Genomic DNA, 16,568 nt, shown 5'->3' on the forward strand with positions numbered 1-16,568 from the left:
AATGATATCTAAAAAGATAAGCCATAATCTGGCTAATTCATCAATGATACGTGCGATGTTTGAGGAAGGTGAAAAATTAAGAAAAATTTATGGAGCGGACAAAGTTTATGACTTTTCGTTGGGCAATCCTGATCCGGAGCCTCCTGTAGAAGTTAAATCTGCTCTCAGGGAACTTGCAGGCTCCGACCAGCTAAAAATGCATTCCTATATGAACAATGCAGGATTTCCTGAGGTAAGAGAAACTATTGCTCAGAAAATAAACAGCGAAACTGGACTGAATTTGAATTTTAGCAATGTTGTTATGACTGTTGGTGCAGGAGGTGCTTTAAATGTCGTTCTTAAAACACTTCTTAACCCCGGTGAAGAAGTAATAGTTTTTGCGCCATTTTTTGTAGAGTATACCTCTTATATTGATAATCACGGAGGAAAAACGGTAATAATTAATACGGATTTCAATACCTTCCTTCCTGACCCTGAGATATTAAGAGCAAAAATAACTCCGAATACCAAGGCAGTTATTATTAATACACCAAATAATCCAACAGGTGTTGTATACAGCAGAGATACTTTAAGCAGTATTGCTAAGGTTTTAGAAGATAAGAGCCGGGAGTACGGAAATACTATTTATCTTATATCTGACGAACCATACAGGAAGCTTGCTTATGATGTAGAGGTTCCTAATATTTTAACTATTTATAGAAATGCTATAATGATTGACTGTTTCAGTAAATCATTATCCCTTCCCGGTGAACGCATGGGATATATAGCTACAAATCCTGAAGCAGACGACGTGACTACACTTATGAACGGACTTGTTTACTGCAACAGAGTATTAGGCTTTGTTAATGCCCCTGCCCTGTTCCAGAAGGTTATCGCAAAAACCATCAACTCAACAGTTGACATAAACATTTACAAGGAAAGAAGAGATTTATTGTATAACAGTCTTACCGAATTGGGTTATGAATGTGTTAAGCCTGACGGAGCCTTTTATTTGTTCCCTAAAGCTTTAATTCCTGATGATATTGAGTTTAAAAACCGAGCTGTAAAATACAATCTGCTTATTGTACCGGGTTCAGGGTTCAGAGCACCGGGCTACTTCCGACTTGCCTACTGCGTAAGTCTTGAAACAATTAAAAACTCTCTGCCGGCCTTTGAAGCACTTGCAAAAGAGTTTAAATAATTTTAAACTGTCTTTGTATGAAAACCCCGAAAAAATCTCATATAGTAGTTTTTTCGGGGTTTTCATTTATCCTTTGTCTACAGATAAACCATCTCCGTATGCTGCCTGACTGAATATGTTTTCTGCCTCAACCAAGGGTATTCCCTCAATGGTGATATTCGCAATATCACTTTCACCAATTTTTTTATTACTGCATTCGAACAAATATCGTATTGCCTGAGGTTTGAAACCCATAAGCCGTGCTGCTACAGTATCTGTTGCTACCGGATCGCAGCCTGCAATCACCAGTCCTGTATGTCTGGCAATTCCTTTGGTAGGACCTGTCCCAATCATTGCGGGGCTTGCACTTACTATTGACAAATCAATAGGTATTTGCTCAGCCATTGCCGCTATGAAGCCATGCAACTCATTATGAATACCACAGTTTTTCTTTGGATGTCCATGTTCGTCAGCCGGAGGCCAGCCCAAAGCTATATTTTTAATTGCAGCTGATATTGTTGCCTCTTCATGTTGTTTTAACTGTGTAAAGGAGATAAGTACTGTTACCTCCTCTAAGAGCTTGTTTATATTAGTTGATGTCACAACTGAATGGTTGAGGTTTATCCGTACAAAAGGGCCGTGGTTAAGGTCAATAAATTCTACTCCTTCATCTCTTATTACCTTCCCAAATCCGACATTATTCATTACGTCAGCTGTCTCACCATCTGCAGTACCTGTTGCAACTACAATTCGTTTTGGTTCTCTTAGTTTTACCATACTTATAATTTGTCTTAAACTGTCAGGACCTACAACTACACCTGAGTCAGGACTTTTTTTATTATTTACCCAGTTTGGTGTTATAACTACAACGTCCTTTTTACCAATTGTCGGTATAATCTGAAGGAGTTCAACAGCTTCCCTTATAGCAACTACCTCTATTTCATTTCGAGTAATGGCTACTGATGAGTTCTTCCATCGTCTGTCTTTTCTCATATTACCTCCAAATTTAAACTGTATATTTTATTTACTCTTCATATACAAAATGACCATTGGGGCTATTGTGCCAAATATGGCAATTACGATTGTACTAAAACCTCCCAATCTGTTTTTACCTTTTATCTGGCTAATTCCGAAAGTAAATGTATAATATCCGCTTAAGAGCATAAAAAGCATCAGTAAATATATCATATCTATTTCTCCTATTTTGCAGTTCTATTTCGGTATCTTACCGGTACAGTTTCCGCCACAAGCCCGGTTCTTCTTATATTTGTACGTACACTTACATTTATTTTTGCATCTATAAAATGCGATAACCAATTATATTTTTCCAAATCATTAATTGTTATAAATTTACTTGCAGCATAATAACCAAAACCAAAAATATCGGTTCCCATTTGTTTCTGAACTCTTTTTATTGTTTTACTTACTCCGCCTTCTATAGTATCTTTTAATAGATCACTTAATTCTTTTATTCTATCCGTACTTTCATAATGCATACCGCTTTGTATGCCAACTATATCAGCTTCTATATTAAGATTTACATCAATTATTGGAGTGCTTTTATCAAAACTTACCTTAATATCGGGTTTTCTTCCGGGGCGCAAATCAAATGGTATCGCCATTCCGGGATGCCTTTTGTCCTCAATAGTCAAAATACCATGTCTGAACTCGTTTACTACCATAAGAAAATAGCGGGTCTCTTCTGCATTCAGTGTACCGACTAACTTGTCCCCGTTAAAAATGGCAGTTCCAATCATTTCTTGCTTTAAATTTCCTTTTTTAGGAACATCTCCCGGATAATAATTCTCATGGGTTTTAAGAGGAGGGTTTTTCTCTTTATCTGAATTTTGTAAGTTTTTAAAATTGTTTATTCCCATATAAATAGAATATGCCTGTGAATAAGGTGAAATAGTACTTTTGTAGAAATTTGTAAACCCCATCATAGGAAATAATCCAGAATTTTTAGACTGAGAAAATGAAAGCTCTATGGATTTAAAAATATTATCACCTATCAATGTTTTATTCTCCATGATATACTCTTCAGCTTTTCCCCTGCAAACACCTATATTTGCAATACGTCTGGTTTCTCTGAATCTCGCAAAATCCGACAAATAAAAATTTATCCCTTCTTGAGCCAATTGCTCTGAGAAAATCATTGCCTTACAATGGACAAGGGATATATGTCTTGAAGTTGAAGTATTAAGTAAATTTATCCCTTCCAGTACAGTTGCACATTCAATAGAGACAACTACCGTACCATCTACCAGGCCATGTTCTTTTTCATCACTGTTTCCTCCCCCGCCACCTGAAGAACTCCCGTTCCCGCCTCCTTTGTATGTGGGAAACTGAACAGTCAGTCTTATTTTATTATCTACTCCCTTGTCAATTCCAACCATTATTGCATATGCCTGGTCATCTATATTTTTACTATCTGTTGTACAACCTGTTAAAATATATACAAATGTAATTAACAAAACGATTACTTTACTGACTTTAAACATTTGCTATCCCCCCTTTTACCAAATATTACGGAGATAAATAAAATCAGAACCGGTATTCCATAAACCAGTATCATGCTATATTCACGTAAAACTACAATATTTGTTTTTGCAAGCTGGATAAGACCCTCTGGCAAAAGAGTTACCATAAAGGTTAAGAAAGCAAATTGTAATATCAAAGGTCTGTGATTGCTAATTTTAAATGCTTTGCAAAAACTGCTGATAGCAATATAAAATGCAAGTCCCACAGTTATCAGAGATGCAAGAATCCAAATAAAAAGAAATATTGATTCAATCCTTTGAAAGAACCTGCTAAAATATATTACTCTGGCCAACTGAAAAAGATCCGAAACATTTTCGCTTGACATTGTATAGTCAAAGGCCATAATATTGCATAAACAGTTTGATGTAAAAACAATTCCTGAAATAAAAAGACTTAAAACTCCAACCTTTCTAAATTTTTTTACACCATCAATTGAGTTTATAATGAATGCCAAAATTATTACTTCATCATATGCCGAGCTTCTGAAAAAACCTGATTTTAATGTTTCTGCAATACCATATCCACCGATTGGAAATATCGCTCTTACATTGTAATACGGATATGCAAGAAATAGAATCAGAGCTATTCCAATAAGTACTGGATAAAAAATAACGGATGCAAACCTGACCATACCCTCCAAGCCTATATATGCCAGAACTACAACTACAGCCATAAAAGCAAAAATTATTAAACTCGGGGGCGTATATGGCAGATTGTACGCCTTTATCATTTCCAAGAACTCTCTAAGGCTGGAGCCTGCATAGTACACAAAATATGCTGAAAACACCAAAGTTAATATTTTCCCAAAAAATCTGCCTGTTACAAGTTCGAATATTTCAACCAGATTTTTGCCCGGAAATCTTTTCATAACCAAGGATATCAGAAGAAAAAATATTATACTTGTCAGGCAAGATACAATAGTCATATACCACGCAGCAGTTCCTGTAATCTTTATCATAACACGTATACTTGTATAAAAGGCTTTAGATGCTATAACAAGCGTAGTCAGGTAAACCGCTTCTGCTGTCCCGAATTTTCTTTCGTTAGTCATCCTCTTCATCCCTTTCATAGCTGTATTTTGGCTCTTCCTTCATCCACTGCCTTGATATCTTGTCTTGTCTTTTCTGTTTTAAAGCATTTACATAATCCGGTCTATACATCTGCTGCCATACAGGCTTTCTAAAGAATAAATCGGTACTTTCTTTTGTTTTTGGGGCAATAGGAGCAAAAAACGGCACTCCAAATGATTTTATATTTGTAATCAGTATAATGTAAAAAGCAATTCCAATGCTTATTCCATAAAATCCAAGTAACGCACCTAAAATAATAAAGCAAAATCGAGATACTCTGGCTGACAGCGCCAGACTGTAATTTGGTATTGCAAAGTTACCAAGTCCTGTTACCGAAACAACAATTATTAATACAGGACTTACAATATTTGCCTGAACAGCTGCCTGTCCCAGAATTAACGCACCAATTATACCTAATGTGTTACCGATTATACCAGGAATTCTTATACCGGCCTCCCTTATAAGCTCAAAGGATAATTCCATTAGCACCACCTCAACCAGTGTTGGAAAGGGTACATTTTCTTTTGACTTTGCTATTGCAATAAGAAGCTCGGTAGGTATCATTTCCTGATGGAAACTGGTAATGGCAACATAAATCCCCGGCAGTAATGTAGCAATAAACGCTGCTAAAAATCTGATTAGCCTTATTAATGTGCCATAGGGCCAACGCATATATGAATCCTCGGGACTGTGCATAAGTGATGGAAGTGTTACCGGCACAATTTTTGCAAAGGGTGCTCCTTCAGTAAATATTGCCACCTTTCCCTCCATTATGTGGGACGCAGTTCTGTCCGGTCTTTCTGTACTTAATATGGTTGGTACAATTGAGTAGGGATTGTCTTCTATAAACTGTTCCAGAATACCGTCACCAAGTACCATATCACTTTTGATATTTTTTAATCTTCGTTTTACCTCTTCCACTATTGCAGGATTAGTTATTCCTTTTATTGAAACAATTGCACATAACTGTTTGTTTACATTTCCTACCTTTACAAATTCAGTTGTAAGGTTATTATTCTTTATTAACTTCCTTATAAGTGTTATATTTGTTCTTAAATTTTCATTAAAGGCTTCCTGTGGACCAATAACCACTCCTTCTATTAGGGGTTTTTCCACGCCTCTTTTGTCATAGCCTTTTGTTTCATTGGTTATATAAAAATCGCATCCGTCAACATATAAAAGTGTATTTCCTGAGAGAATTTCGTACATAAAATCATCAGAACTTTCCACCTTTTTTGCCTGATTGGTCTGCAATATGTTAGACAATATAAAATCCAGCTTGCATTTATCATCGGTATCTTCATGGAATTTTACGTCATTTACCATCAATGCCCTTAATATAAAGTTGTTTATGGTTATTCTGTCAACCATCCCGTCAATATAAGCAATAAATGCTTTGTACTTTTTTGCAACCATTAACTCTCTTATAACAATATCCTTATTAACAGGTGAATTAAATTTAAGCTTTATATATTTTATGTTTTCTTCAATGTTTACAGATATTTTCTCATCGTCAGCCTTTTCATACACAGGCTTATTCTCTTTACCTGATTCCGAAACCGGAACAGGCTTCTTTAGTCCCCTGTTTTTTTGGCCTTCTCGTTTCATTGTAGTATTTTTTTGTTCCTCGGACTTAGTATCTTCATTATCTATTTCAGGGATATAGAATTGTTTTTTAGGTTTTTTTTCTTTATAAGTTATATAAGAAAACAGAGTTCTCATAAAACCTTTCTTTTTACTCATATTATTCACCTTAATCTCTTTTTAGTTGTAGTTAGTATAAGAATAATTTAAAAAAGGTATCCGAAGAAATTTTTGCAAATATACTCAAAATATGAGAAAGTATTTATATAATAAGAATAATATAAATTGATACAAATAATATGCAAAGGACATTTTTTATGAATAATCTATTTACACAAAATGAGAAGCTTTTCTATATAGATATAAAAGATGGGGTTATTTTTGAAGGAAAATTTATTGAAAAAAACGGCAATGGAATTTGGATAAGGTTAAATGGAGATGCCCTAAACACCTATGTGTATTCTGACTTAGTGGAAGAAAGAGTCTTTAACGATTACGGCCTTGCCTCTGAGGGTTTGGAAACCATTAAAAAAAATTTAAAAGCAAGACTATTAAAAGATAACGCTTTTATAAAGGATTTGACTGCAAAGCTTAAGAAAAGCGAAGGTAATTTGTATGCCACCATTATTGAGGGGATATTGCATGAAAAAACAAATACCTGAAATAAAAAGAACTGATAGCTGTATTTTTGTTTTATACAACAATCAGTTCATTATATCTTCTGAAATCCAAATAGGTTATCTGGTAAAAAGATTAATATCTATGGCCTCTGCAATTCTTGCATACCCAGCAGGACTGAGGTGCAAATGGTCTCCGCTGTCATATATACTTAGCAGCCTGGTTGGGTTGTTTGGATTTTTTACGGCTCCATCCAAATCTATTACTGCATCAAATTGACCACTTGTTCTTATCCAATTATTCACTGTCTCTCTTGCCTGTTCATGTATGCTGCTATCGTATTGCGAGCCGCCAAAGGGCGTAATTGTAGCTCCATATACAAGAATATTTTGGGAATGTGCCTTAGTTATGAATTCTTTGTAGGCATTTATCAGGTTTGTTGCTACTGATACAGAAGAACTTGCCCCAATATCATTAACCCCTTCAAACACAATGAGGAATCTCACCCCGCTTTGCTCCAGTACATCACGCTGAAATCTGGAAAGTGCGGTTGGCCCAAGGCCTCCCGAAAACACAGCATTGCCGCCTATTCCCTGATTAAGCACCGAAATATTTGACGTAGCAGAATTTTCTCGTAATCGCCGAGATAGGTTGTCCGCCCACCTGTTGTTTGCATTTGTGGTGGACCCCCTGCCGTCAGTAATAGAATCCCCCAAAGCAACTATCCCTTGAAATGAGTTATCGGTAAGCACATCTATTCCTGATATAATATACCAGTGTTCTGTAGGTTGTGCCGAAGGCATGCTCAATTTATTAACACCATTTCCGGTCTGAATATAGGATGTTGTCCTTGAGCCCGGATGGCCTGTTAATGCTGACGGCACACTGCCGAAGTATATGGTAACTGCAATGTTCTCAAGATTATGTAAGCTAAAATTGACAACATCTGAAATAACAGTTTTTCCGGCCGGAATTGTTACAGTTTCCTTCCCTTCAAAAGTCAACGCCTTGTCTGTACCCGACTGAATAGAGCTTCCCCCTGTTGAAAGGGCTAAATGTACAGAATTTATATTAACAGGTGTACTCCCGTATTGATTGGAAAATTTCAATCTCAGTTGATTTCCCCCAATCGATACATGCACTATCTGCCGAAGTGTGTTGTTAGCTAATCCCGGACTTGGAGGCATATTGGCAGGCTCGGTCAATTGCTGTGCCGCTGTCCATGTACCAACCCATTTAGTTGTCGGTTGGGTTGGGTTATAGGGTAATTTACTGACCTTTCCTAGTAAGTATTGCTTCATTATTGAATAATCAATTGCATCCACTTCATTATCTTGGTTTAAGTCCATAATCTTATTATATTTATCACCTTTATTCATTAATTCTTGCTTTAACAATGCAAAATCCAGAGCATCTATATTTCCGTCGTTGTTGCAGTCCCCGTATACCAATGCATTGACTGCCGTTTGTGTGTCTGCTGGTGCAGCTGAAATAGTGTATTTATCAGGTATCAACATAAGTATTAATGTGAAAGATATAATAAACAAAATAATTCTGTTTATTATCTTCAACAATTATCTATCATCTCCTTTTTTAATATAAATTTGCAGCTAAATCTACAAGCCAATTAATTATACCAATTACCAATATTTACAGTCAACCAATCAACTAATATTAAAAAGGAGTCTGTCATCCACATGTCGTGCTGACAAAACTCCTCTTTAGCCGTAATTTAACTATTAACTGCTCATTTTATCAGATAGGCTGCTTACCTTGTTTTCCAACTCATTAAGCTTATTTGCATAATTATTACTATCAATTACTCCAACAACAGTCCCACAGACCATGCACTGAACAAATGACAAATTAAAGTTGCTTCCTGCCAAAGATTTTTCAACAACCTCAAAATTATGATTGTTGCATTTAGGACATGTACTCCAAGCCATATAGCAACCCTCCTGTTATTTTTCTAAATTAATAACAATTAAGCTCCGTTATGCACGGAGCCGTTAAAAAGGATGTACCTTATGAAAAAGGTTTGTAATTATTTTACATCTATAGTATTAATTTAGTATTTTGTAATGGTTAATTTCCTGTTAATTCGCTTTTTCTCTTGAAAAACCATATATAGTATTTTCTGGAAAGATAAAGTGTTAAGTAAAATGTAATCCATGAATAGTACCAAGTCCAATTGGTATATTCAATCAGGTCAGTATAAATTTCACATAATACCTCAAAGATTGTCATTCCGGTGCAGTAGCAAAAAAAGTATAAAAACTGCTTCTTCTTACTATTGTCTTTCGGGTAATGTAAGTTAAAAATAACACAAATTGACGGATATATGAAATATTCAAAACTAAAGCTTGTTCTGTTTGCATAGGAAAATAATCTTGCAGGATACTCTATAAATCTCATTTCCACCACAATTAGTCCTAAAACCCAAGTAACAAACTGTTGAAATAAGAATACAACCTGAGCATGCCTTATTTTCTCTTTTGGAACAAAAGCTATTAACGTAGAAATCATTAATAGCCAAGCAGCAACCATTATTACTATTTCTTTTATCATATATTCTCTCTTATATCTATTTATTTTCAACAAGGATGGCAATCATTTATTTATATTTACCTTTTTATCGGTTTTTATTTGATTTAACTAAAAAAACATGATGCAAATAAATTTGCATCATGTTTTTTCAACTAATATATTAATATGCTATTTTATTCTTTTTCTTCAGGTAGTACCTTTTTATAGAAACCTTCACCGTTATCATCATCGGAATCCTCTTCTTCATCTTCTGTTGCAATCTGCGTAGTGTCTATAACATATTTCTTTATAGTAGGATTAACAAAGAAATTATTCATAAGACCTGTAATACTAGGAGTAATAAGTAAAAATAAAACTATCCCAATTATAGGGTTATAGAAGGCCGCATACGCTATCAAAATATTTAAAATTACAAACAGTATGTTCGGTAATAGCTTTAAAAGCGAAAGTATAAATGCATTCTTATAAAGATTTTTTATACTTAATTGTACTGTTACCAACATAGGGTATAAATATAAATGCATAATACAATACACAATTATTGATAGAAATACAAAGGCTGACGCCGCTGTTGCAAGTATTCCCGGGGTACTAAGATAGAAATTCAAAGCTATACCCAAAATATACATAACAACAATATCAATACCTGTTATTATCATACCTTGTTTAAAGTTCTTAATGAAATTATCCTTAAAATCCCACCATATAAATGCATGTTCTTCTCTGGAATAATTTCTCAAAACATAAGTGAAACCTGCTTGTACGGGGCCAATTGTTACCACTGATAAAAAAATCATAATAGCTGCAAGGAATATCCTAATATAAAAATCGTTTAATCCTGAATTATCTATATGGACTTTTTGTAAATAAGCGCTGGAAACATATAATGCCAACACCAAAGCGGGTATATTGCAAAGAACATATAGAAAGTTGATTCTTATAAGATGCCAGAATTTTCTTTTTAATACCTCAAAAAATGTAAAAAATCGCGGTTTTGGAGGAGCATCTTTATCAACTCCAGGTCCCGGTTTATTGTAATTTGCACTAAATAGACCCACGTATAACTCTCCTTTTTATTTATGTCATCAAATAGTATTGTATCAGTCGTAGCATTTCACTTCAACATATTTCGCGTAAAATAAATAATTTATTTACAATATGTTATGGTAATATAATTTAATAATTTTTTTAAAATATTGTATTGACAACCTTAATAGTAGCTAGTATAATCATACTTGCTGATGCGGAATGCGGCAGCGATAACACAGAAATTTAATAGATGCGGTCGTGGCGGAACTGGCAGACGCGTACGTTTGAGGGGCGTATGGGAGACCGTGTGGGTTCAAGTCCCACCGTCCGCACCAAATAAAGAGAAGATTAATTAATCTTCTCTTTATTGTTTTGTAGAACAGGAAAACCTCTGACTATAAAAGGATTTTTTATATGAATTATAAGAGCTTTGCATTAATTACTAAAATGGATAAAAAATTAAATTCACAGCACCCTACATATGAATCAGTTCCCTTTGGAATGCTTCTTGCCATCGTAGGCGGTTTTTTGGATGCATACACTTATATAGGCAGAGGAGGTGTCTTTGCAAATGCACAAACCGGAAACATTGTTTTTCTTGGTATTTATGCATCAAAAGGAGAATGGCATCAGGCCCTTGCCCACCTTCCACCTATTATAGCCTTTGTACTTGGTGTAATTGTTGCTGAAGCTATAAAGGATAACTCGCCCAGATTATTTTTACTGCATTGGACACCGGCAATTCTCCTTTTTGAAATGACTGTACTTATTTTTATAGGATTTATTACAAATACAGCTCACAATAGTATTGTAACTGTTATAGTTTCATTTGTTTCTTCAGTTCAAATATCCTCCTTCAGAAAACTTGTAGATTCCCCGTACTGCACAACCATGTCTACAGGCAATCTACGTTCAGCTTTCAGAGCAGTATATATTGCTGTTACTCAGAAGGATCGTACTTCAGGCATTCGTGCCCTCCGCTATTTCGTAATTATTCTTGCATTTGTCTCAGGCGCTTTTTTAGGAGGACTGCTTACTTTTAATTTCGGAGTAAGAGCTATTTGGGGTGCAGCGGTTGTTCTGGCTTTAACTGTAGTATTATTTAGGGTCGGTGAACGAAGGCGCTTGAGGAAATCATAATTGTAGAACTGCTTCTTTAGTTGTTTTATCATTACAAACTTTTGCTTTGTTTCTCTATGAATAGTACATATCAATAAACCCCATGAAATATTTAAGTTCAACTTTATTTGGTTTCTTTATTCCTCTTTTTATAAAAAAATGATGTCCCTTGAAAAAGAAGCTTTGAGATAAGCTCAGCCATTTGTTCGGGAGACTCAACCATACCATCATGTAGCCATTTTTTGAAAATTTCCAAAGCCCCAGAAAGAATAAAACACTGCAAATATTCTGATGTTCTCACATCAATACTATGGTCGTCCTTAACCTTTGAGATTATTTTTTGCTGCGAAAGGGACATGAAGTCTCTTTGAAATGCAGAGCCACAATTCTCACTCAACAACACTTTAAACAATTCGGCATCTTTAGCAGCATACTCAAGAACTTGATTCAATACTTGCGAAGGTTCATTCTTAACATGATTGATATATTCCTTAAGATTTGTCATAACTTCCTGTTCCAATTTTTCAAGTAAATCATACTGATCAGCATAGTGTGCATAAAATGTACTTCTATTAATATCTGCGGTATTACAGAGCATTTTGACCGATACTTTTGAGATGTGTTTAGTTTTTAATAATTCAATAATACTTTCTTTTAAAAGCAAGTTTGTATATTTTACCCTGCGGTCTATTTTTTCAATTTTCATGTCTACCTCTCATAAGTTTTTAATTTTTCATTAATTACCAACAATTTTGTCTAATATGTAGCAATTAACACAATGTCAAGAAAATTGCTGGTTGTATTACCATCCTTAGTGAATTATACTACACTAAACGAATTATACTTCACGATTGATGATAAAGCAACACAATGTTGACTAATCTTGAAAGTTATTAATCTGCCAGGAACTAAGTAGCAGCAAATATGAGTTACATATTATCATAAATCGTGTAGAAATCATCAGAAATGACTTTTATTAAGGGAGGTAGTTAAATGAAAACAATCATCAAAAGTCGCTGGGCTATATTTTCAATATGGCTTCTGGCAACAGTGCTACTTACAATATCTCAGCCTGATATTAACAGTATACTACAGCAGAGAGGTCAGTCTCCTCTGCCCGATAACAGTCCGTCGGTTGTGGCAGACTCCATTAAAAAGAAGATGGAATCCTCTGAAGGCACTAACAACCTAATTGTATTTTATTCTCAAAACGGACTATCAAATGAAGAAATGAACCGAATTGATGATACCGTAAAAGATATAACCGCCAGCAGTTCTAAGCTTGGCATTGAGAAAGTTGTTGACCCATTCAGTAATCCTGATGTAAAAAACTCACTGATATCAGCAGATGGTACTACGCTGATGGTAAGCTTCAAACTTAATAAGCTTGATCGAAAGGTCGATGACATTAAGGCTGCTTTTGAAAGTAAACTTAAAAACGTCGGCGTGGAGTATTATCTGACAGGTCAGGATTTTATTGCGAATGATTATGTAAATGCTTCAGTTTCAGGTATCGAAAAGAGCGCAATATTAACAGTTTTTTTTATTCTTATAATCCTGATAATTATGTTCAGATCTGTCGTAACGCCTGTAGTGTCCCTGTTGACTGTAGCCTTTTCATATCTGGTATCCATTGGTATCGCCGCTCAGCTCATTGATAAAGCTAATTTTCCTGTGACAACCTTGACACAAATTCTTTTAGTAATGATACTTTTTGGCATTGGTACAGATTACAACATTCTTCTCTTTAACAGATTTAAGGAAGAATTATCCCATGGCAGTTCCACTGATGAGGCCATCATACAAACATATAAAACGGCTGGTAAGACTATTGCTTTCAGCGTTCTGACCATACTTATCGCTTTCTTTAGCTTGATTTTTTCTGAATCACCTATTTATAAATCAGGTATCGTGGTCGTCATAGGTGCCGCGATTTTATTACTCCAAATCATGACCCTAACGCCGTTTTCAATGAAAGTATTGGGCAAAAGAATTTTCTGGCCATCAAAAAGTGCAGATGGCCATAATGAAAGCAAATTATGGGGCAAGGTCTCTACATTTTCAACGAAGCGCTCACTTTTTTCAATAATGGTTGTTGTTATAATTATAGGAGCAACTGTTTTTTTCTATCAGCAAAAGCTAAGCTTCGATCAAATCGGTGAACTTGGTGATTCACACCCCTCATCAAAAGGATTCGGCATAGTGGCTGAACATTTCGGCAAAGGCGAAGCCATATCTTCAACGCTTGTACTAGAAAGTAATGGTACGCTTGACAACAACGATGCCTTGTCTGTTATTGATAAAATTACAGAAAATATTAAGAATATTGACGGTGTCAAGCAGGTGGCTTCTGTGACACAACCCCGTGGCACGCAAATTGATAATTTTTATATCAGCAATCAGATGACCGCTGTAACGAAAGGTCTCACAACAATGCAAGACGGCCTAAATAAAATGGGTACTGGTTTTGGCGAAGGGCAAGCTAAGCTCGACTCGGCAGATTTTTCAAAGATCGACGAAATGGTTGATGGTACGGCCAAGCTTCACGATGCGATGAGTGCTCTTACAAGTGGGTTAAGTCAGCTACAGGCAGGTTTGGCAGACGGCACTGACGATTCGGCTACAATCAGTAACGGTATTGTAGCTATCGAAAAAAATTTGTCAACTATGAGCAGCGGTCTGAAAACACTCATCGATAATTATAGCGCCATGCAAACAGGCTTTAAGGAAACCGGCAGGTATTATCAGGATGTCACCAATGCGCTTCTGGGTATAAAAGCAACTTTACCGCAGATGCAGTCCATGGTAGCTGCATTGGGAGACAGTTATACAAATTCAAAGAATGATCCCAATTATTCAGGTCTAAAAAATTCTATCGATTCATTGATATCTACGCTAAAGGATATAACTCCCGAAGGGGTCAATGCCCTCAATTCCAGGTATAATGCCATAACCGCCGGTTTTGGCGAAGCAAACAAAAATCTGACAATTATGAGTGCAGGCCTATCGCAGATGGCAGTCGGTCTGAATAAAGTAAATAGCGGTCTCACCAAAGCATCGAAAGGTGTTGGGACAATCGTCACAAACATGAACAGCGTAACCGAAGGTCTTGATAAGATGAAATCAGGCCAGCGGCAGCTCGCATCAGGGCTTAACAATTTTTCTTCATTCGGTACGCAGCTTTCAGATGTGAGTACTGCTTTAAAGGATATATCCGGTGGCTTGGAGAAGAGCAAGGATTTCCTATCACAATACAACAAAGAAAAAACCTTTCATATTCCAGCCGAGGCCTTAACAAGCGGGGATTTCAAACCTGCGCTTGATACGTTTATGTCAAGTGACAGAACTGTTACAAAGATGATTATCGTGTTGAAATATGACCCGTATTCCATGGATGCGATAAATACCATTCAAGAAATCAACACAGCAGTAACGAACGGGGTTAAAGGAACAGTGCTTTCTGATGCCAGGTTTGGTGTAGCCGGACCTAGCTCAACAACAAACGACATGAACGATGTACTAAATCGTGATCTCACCAGAATGATCATCATCGTTTTGACTGGAATATTCCTTGTTCTGCTTTTTATCATCAGATCCTTCTGGACATCAATTTTCATTACCATATCCCTCGTGGGCTCTTATTTTGCGGCCATTTTTGTGTCAAACACTATTTTCATCCAGATAATGCATTATACGGGACTATCGTCATTTGTACCATTTTTCTCATTCATTATCATTGCGGCGCTGGGAGTCGACTATAGTATTTTCTTAATGATGAGGTTCAAGGAATATAAGCACCTGCCACCAAAAGACGCAATCGTCAAGGCATCTAAACAAATAGGCGGAGTGGTTATGTCAGCAGTCATAATACTAGGAGGCACTTTTGCTACACTCATGCCTTCCGGATTGCTACTGTTATCCGAATTAGCTGTCACCGTCATTGCAGGTCTCGCTATACTTTGTTTCATCATGCTTCTAGTATTCCTGCCTGCAATGATCAGTCTTGTGAATAAAATTACAAAACTAGGTTTAGAAAACAATGAAAAAGATTGCTCGTTGTAGCACTGTTTTTCTTGTGCAGAAAAACAGTGCCCCTAAAATATCACCTCCATAGGGGCATAATGGTAGACTGTGTGGGTTCAAGTCCAACAGTCCGCAAAAAAAGACCTGCTAACTCAAGTCAATAATATGATAAAAAAACACTAAAAAGTAATAATGCATCACAAATAGACCGATGGTATAAGCCGTCGGTCTAAATTTATGAAAAGAGATACTAATCTGTATACAAGGCACTTACTCTAGCATAGTAAATTCTTAGAAATTTATTTAAGGCAGCAATCTTAGCCAGCTTTTTTGGCTTACCCTCTGACTATAAAAGGATTTTTTATATGAATTATAAGAGCTTTGCATTAATTACTAAAAACGATAAAAAATTAAATTCACAGCACCCTACATATGAATCAGTTCCCTTTGGAATGCTTCTTGCCATTGTAGGCGGTTTTTTGGATGCATACACTTATATAGGCAGAGGAGGTGTCTTTGCAAATGCACAAACCGGAAACATTGTTTTTCTTGGTATTTATGCATCAAAAGGAGAATGGCATCAGGCCCTTGCCCACCTCCCACCTATTATAGCCTTTGTACTTGGTGTAATTGTTGCTGAAGCTATAAAGGATAACTCGCCCAGACCGTACTTCAGGCATTCGTGCCCTCCGCTATTTTGTAATTATTATTTCATTTGTCTCAGGCGCTTTTTTAGGAGAACTGCTTACTTTTAATTTCGGAGTAAGAGCTATTTGGGGTGCAGCGGTTGTTCTGGCTTTAACTGTAGTATTATTTAGGGTCGGTGAACGAAGGCGCTTGAGGAAATCATAATACTATTAATTTGTACACTCTGATTA

16 protein-coding genes and 1 tRNA gene are annotated in these 16,568 nt (G+C 36.0%); 7 read left to right on the forward strand and 10 right to left on the reverse strand.

From position 1 onward, the window contains the following. The first annotated feature begins 1 nt into the window (after position 1). Positions 2 to 1,180, forward strand: a complete 1,179-nt coding sequence (locus P0092_RS13325; protein WP_004617576.1) for a pyridoxal phosphate-dependent aminotransferase — start codon at positions 2 to 4, stop codon at positions 1,178 to 1,180. Between the two features lie 66 nt (positions 1,181 to 1,246). On the opposite strand, the gene P0092_RS13330 is transcribed toward P0092_RS13325, so the two are convergent. The 5 genes from P0092_RS13330 to P0092_RS13350 are packed head-to-tail and all read right to left on the reverse strand — an operon-like array spanning position 1,247 to position 6,513. Further along, entirely contained in the window at positions 1,247 to 2,152 is a 906-nt protein-coding gene (locus P0092_RS13330) for a DUF362 domain-containing protein (protein WP_004617573.1), read from the reverse strand. A 27-nt stretch (positions 2,153 to 2,179) separates the two neighbouring features. Continuing rightward, positions 2,180 to 2,347 carry a YczI family protein gene (locus P0092_RS13335; RefSeq protein WP_004617571.1) on the reverse strand — a complete coding sequence of 56 codons (168 nt, stop codon included), beginning with the start codon at positions 2,345 to 2,347 and terminating at the stop codon, positions 2,180 to 2,182. 11 nt (positions 2,348 to 2,358) lie between these two features. Continuing rightward, positions 2,359 to 3,660: a Ger(x)C family spore germination protein gene (locus P0092_RS13340; RefSeq protein ID WP_004617569.1), complete on the reverse strand. Its 1,302-nt coding sequence runs from the start codon at positions 3,658 to 3,660 to the stop codon at positions 2,359 to 2,361. After that, complete coding sequence (locus tag P0092_RS13345) at positions 3,639 to 4,751, reverse strand: GerAB/ArcD/ProY family transporter (RefSeq protein ID WP_004617567.1); 1,113 nt, start codon at positions 4,749 to 4,751, stop codon at positions 3,639 to 3,641. Before P0092_RS13345 ends, P0092_RS13340 begins: the two co-directional genes overlap by 22 nt. Then, entirely contained in the window at positions 4,744 to 6,513 is a 1,770-nt protein-coding gene (locus P0092_RS13350) for a spore germination protein (protein ID WP_004617565.1), read from the reverse strand. Before P0092_RS13350 ends, P0092_RS13345 begins: the two co-directional genes overlap by 8 nt. Positions 6,514 to 6,671: 158 nt before the next feature. Between P0092_RS13350 and P0092_RS13355 the strand changes: the two genes are divergently transcribed. After that, positions 6,672 to 7,016, forward strand: a complete 345-nt coding sequence (locus P0092_RS13355; protein ID WP_004617563.1) for a hypothetical protein — start codon at positions 6,672 to 6,674, stop codon at positions 7,014 to 7,016. A gap of 75 nt (positions 7,017 to 7,091) precedes the next feature. Here the strand turns inward: P0092_RS13355 and P0092_RS13360 are convergent, their stop codons facing one another. From P0092_RS13360 to P0092_RS13375, 4 genes are all read right to left on the reverse strand, one after another. Further along, positions 7,092 to 8,546 carry a GDSL-type esterase/lipase family protein gene (locus P0092_RS13360; protein WP_004617561.1) on the reverse strand — a complete coding sequence of 485 codons (1,455 nt, stop codon included), beginning with the start codon at positions 8,544 to 8,546 and terminating at the stop codon, positions 7,092 to 7,094. A gap of 165 nt (positions 8,547 to 8,711) precedes the next feature. Continuing rightward, positions 8,712 to 8,918 (reverse strand): hypothetical protein, encoded by a 207-nt coding sequence (locus tag P0092_RS13365; RefSeq protein ID WP_004617559.1) that lies wholly within the window; start codon positions 8,916 to 8,918, stop codon positions 8,712 to 8,714. A 139-nt stretch (positions 8,919 to 9,057) separates the two neighbouring features. After that, a complete protein-coding gene (locus P0092_RS13370; protein WP_004617557.1) occupies positions 9,058 to 9,540 on the reverse strand; it encodes a CBO0543 family protein in 483 nt (160 codons plus the stop codon). 152 nt (positions 9,541 to 9,692) lie between these two features. After that, complete coding sequence (locus tag P0092_RS13375) at positions 9,693 to 10,577, reverse strand: YesL family protein (protein WP_004617556.1); 885 nt, start codon at positions 10,575 to 10,577, stop codon at positions 9,693 to 9,695. Positions 10,578 to 10,800: 223 nt separating this feature from the next. On the opposite strand from P0092_RS13375, the gene P0092_RS13380 reads away from it, so the two are divergent. Next, positions 10,801 to 10,883, forward strand: a tRNA-Leu gene (locus P0092_RS13380). Between the two features lie 79 nt (positions 10,884 to 10,962). Beyond that, positions 10,963 to 11,688: a YoaK family protein gene (locus tag P0092_RS13385; RefSeq protein WP_004617554.1), complete on the forward strand. Its 726-nt coding sequence runs from the start codon at positions 10,963 to 10,965 to the stop codon at positions 11,686 to 11,688. A gap of 103 nt (positions 11,689 to 11,791) precedes the next feature. Here the strand turns inward: P0092_RS13385 and P0092_RS13390 are convergent, their stop codons facing one another. Continuing rightward, positions 11,792 to 12,373 carry a TetR/AcrR family transcriptional regulator gene (locus P0092_RS13390; protein WP_004617553.1) on the reverse strand — a complete coding sequence of 194 codons (582 nt, stop codon included), beginning with the start codon at positions 12,371 to 12,373 and terminating at the stop codon, positions 11,792 to 11,794. Between the two features lie 287 nt (positions 12,374 to 12,660). Between P0092_RS13390 and P0092_RS13395 the strand changes: the two genes are divergently transcribed. The 3 genes from P0092_RS13395 (at position 12,661) to P0092_RS22155 (ending at position 16,542) form a co-directional block, all read left to right on the forward strand. Further along, positions 12,661 to 15,729: an MMPL family transporter gene (locus P0092_RS13395; RefSeq protein ID WP_004617551.1), complete on the forward strand. Its 3,069-nt coding sequence runs from the start codon at positions 12,661 to 12,663 to the stop codon at positions 15,727 to 15,729. A 326-nt stretch (positions 15,730 to 16,055) separates the two neighbouring features. Continuing rightward, the gene (locus P0092_RS13400) at positions 16,056 to 16,445 is read left to right on the forward strand and encodes a YoaK family protein (protein WP_004617549.1); all 390 of its coding nucleotides are present in this window, start codon (positions 16,056 to 16,058) and stop codon (positions 16,443 to 16,445) included. Beyond that, positions 16,432 to 16,542 carry a hypothetical protein gene (locus P0092_RS22155; RefSeq protein WP_479692165.1) on the forward strand — a complete coding sequence of 37 codons (111 nt, stop codon included), beginning with the start codon at positions 16,432 to 16,434 and terminating at the stop codon, positions 16,540 to 16,542. The genes P0092_RS13400 and P0092_RS22155 overlap by 14 nt, the downstream gene beginning before the upstream one ends. The last annotated feature ends 26 nt before the right edge of the window (positions 16,543 to 16,568 follow it).

The sequence above is a fragment of the Ruminiclostridium papyrosolvens DSM 2782 genome (genome assembly GCF_029318685.1).
GTDB lineage: Bacteria > Bacillota > Clostridia > Acetivibrionales > DSM-1351 > Ruminiclostridium > Ruminiclostridium papyrosolvens.

Bases quoted from the DNA above. Each gene is read 5' to 3' on its own strand.
- P0092_RS13390 (WP_004617553.1), bottom strand. From the start codon at position 12,373: ATGAAAATTGAAAAAATAGACCGCAGGGTAAAATATACAAACTTGCTT.
- P0092_RS13395 (WP_004617551.1), top strand. From the start codon at position 12,661: ATGAAAACAATCATCAAAAGTCGCTGGGCTATATTTTCAATATGGCTT.
- P0092_RS13370 (WP_004617557.1), bottom strand. From the start codon at position 9,540: ATGATAAAAGAAATAGTAATAATGGTTGCTGCTTGGCTATTAATGATT.
- P0092_RS13385 (WP_004617554.1), top strand. From the start codon at position 10,963: ATGAATTATAAGAGCTTTGCATTAATTACTAAAATGGATAAAAAATTA.
- P0092_RS13355 (WP_004617563.1), top strand. From the start codon at position 6,672: ATGAATAATCTATTTACACAAAATGAGAAGCTTTTCTATATAGATATA.
- P0092_RS13345 (WP_004617567.1), bottom strand. From the start codon at position 4,751: ATGACTAACGAAAGAAAATTCGGGACAGCAGAAGCGGTTTACCTGACT.
- P0092_RS13330 (WP_004617573.1), bottom strand. From the start codon at position 2,152: ATGAGAAAAGACAGACGATGGAAGAACTCATCAGTAGCCATTACTCGA.
- P0092_RS13325 (WP_004617576.1), top strand. From the start codon at position 2: ATGATATCTAAAAAGATAAGCCATAATCTGGCTAATTCATCAATGATA.
- P0092_RS13350 (WP_004617565.1), bottom strand. From the start codon at position 6,513: ATGAGTAAAAAGAAAGGTTTTATGAGAACTCTGTTTTCTTATATAACT.
- P0092_RS13400 (WP_004617549.1), top strand. From the start codon at position 16,056: ATGAATTATAAGAGCTTTGCATTAATTACTAAAAACGATAAAAAATTA.
- P0092_RS13365 (WP_004617559.1), bottom strand. From the start codon at position 8,918: ATGGCTTGGAGTACATGTCCTAAATGCAACAATCATAATTTTGAGGTT.
- P0092_RS13335 (WP_004617571.1), bottom strand. From the start codon at position 2,347: ATGATATATTTACTGATGCTTTTTATGCTCTTAAGCGGATATTATACA.
- P0092_RS13340 (WP_004617569.1), bottom strand. From the start codon at position 3,660: ATGTTTAAAGTCAGTAAAGTAATCGTTTTGTTAATTACATTTGTATAT.